General features: G+C 62.6%; 2 pseudogenes. One reads left to right on the top strand and one right to left on the bottom strand.

The features are described from left to right. Positions 1-66: 66 nt before the first annotated feature. Positions 67-1,117 (bottom strand): annotated as a pseudogene (locus tag ACLQ3C_RS21355) (IS630 family transposase). Between the two features lie 204 nt (positions 1,118-1,321). Between ACLQ3C_RS21355 and ACLQ3C_RS21360 the strand changes: the two are divergent. Then, a pseudogene (locus ACLQ3C_RS21360) lies at positions 1,322-1,816 on the top strand (HNH endonuclease); the annotation flags it as partial.

Here is a 1,816-nt window from a genome sequence, read left to right on the forward strand (position 1 = left end):
AAACCAAACCTTAAGCGAGACACCGGCGTTGCGCCCTACGCCACGCTCAAACCACCCACACCTACATCACAAGAGCCAAGCTTTCGCGAGGATTTGTTCGGCGGTTTTCGTCCAGACGAATGGTTGAGCGCGTGGATTCCAGCCGTTGATGAAGTCGCGTATCTTGGCGGTGAGTTCGCGGACGTTGCGGAACGTGCCACGATGGATGGCTTGGCGTTCGATGATGCCGAACCATACTTCGACTAGGTTCATCCACGACGCCGACGTGGGTGTGAAGTGCGCGTGTACACGAGGATTCGCGGCAAGCCAATCGCGGACCTCCTGCTTCTTATGGGTGGCGTAGTTGTCCATCACCAGGTGCCAGGTGCAGTTCTTGGTCCGGGTAGGCGCGGGCAATATGTTTGAGGAACACCAGAAACTCCTGGTGCCGGTGCCGGGGCCGACAGATCCCGGTCACCTTCCCGGTCGCGATATCCAGGGCAGCAAACAGTGTGGTGGTGCCGTTGCGGACGTAGTCGTGCGTCTGGCGCTCGGGAATTCCGATCTGCATCGGCAGCGTCGGTGCCGTGCGGTCGAGTGCCTGGATCTGCGACTTCTCGTCCACACACAACACGATCGCGTTCTCCGGCGGGTCGAGATACAAACCGACGATGTCGGTGACCTTGCCGACCAACTCGGGGTCGGTGGAGAATTTGAACGTCTCGGACCGCCACGGCTGCACGCCGTGTTCGCGCCATACTCTGGCCACCGTGCCGTAGCCGATACCCAAGTGATTCGCCAGCAAGCGCGAACTCCAACGTGTGACACCGTATTTCTTCGGTGGAGGCGTCAACGTCGTGGCAATCAGCTTGTCACGGTCCAACACCCGTGGACGGCCTGACCGGTCCTCGTCGTGCAAACCGTTCACACCGCCGGTCTCGTAGCGTGATCGCCAGTTGACCACGGTCTGCCGTGAGATCGAAAACCGCCGCGCGATCTCGGTGTGGGCCACACCGTCGGCGGCCAGTAACACGATCCGCGCGCGCAGCACCAGGCCCGCCTTGGTGGTCGACGAACGAACCCATCGTTCCAACTCGGCGCGGTCACTGTCGGGGATGATCAACGGTGCAGCTCGCATACACCAATGAATCAAACAACACCGTCCAGAAACTTCATGCGCGCCCCACTAGCACACCGCACCGACAGAAACGCGTACTCACCTCCGACGCTAAAGATGTTGTCCACAACCAGTATTCGATACACAGATGCCGCCTATCTGGATGCCATTGTCGGCGCACGCGTGTAGGATGGAGACATCGCATCGATCGCCAAGGGGGGCACCATGATCGCCGACGTCACCATCGAAAGCACGGACACCGCAGCAATTCTGGCCGGTATTGTCGACCAGCTCACCGAACTCCGCACCAGCCCGGACATGACCGGGCCGCAAGCACACGCCGCGCTGCAACAGATCCTGCTGATCCGCAACCTCGCCGACCATCACGCAGCCACGTTCACCGGTGACCTCGACCGCCTCGGCGTCGCCGACGGCCACGGCCGCCGGTTGCGGGAACTGCTGACCGTGATGGGGTGCGCGCCCGCCGTCGCCGCACGGTTCGTACGCATCGGCACCGCCACCGACGTCGACCCACTGCGACGCCACGCCGCCGACGGTGCCATCTCGTCCGAACACGCCGACGCGATCGTGCGCGGTCTGACGCACATCGAAACCCGATCCGACGAACCCGTCGACCCCGGCCTGCGGTCGGCGCAACTGATGTCACTGATGTCGTGGTCCTCCGCGGGCATGACGCCGGCCCAGATCGCCGAACACGCC

Origin of the sequence: Gordonia sp. DT30 (genome assembly GCF_049844915.1) — a bacterium.
GTDB lineage: Bacteria > Actinomycetota > Actinomycetes > Mycobacteriales > Mycobacteriaceae > Gordonia.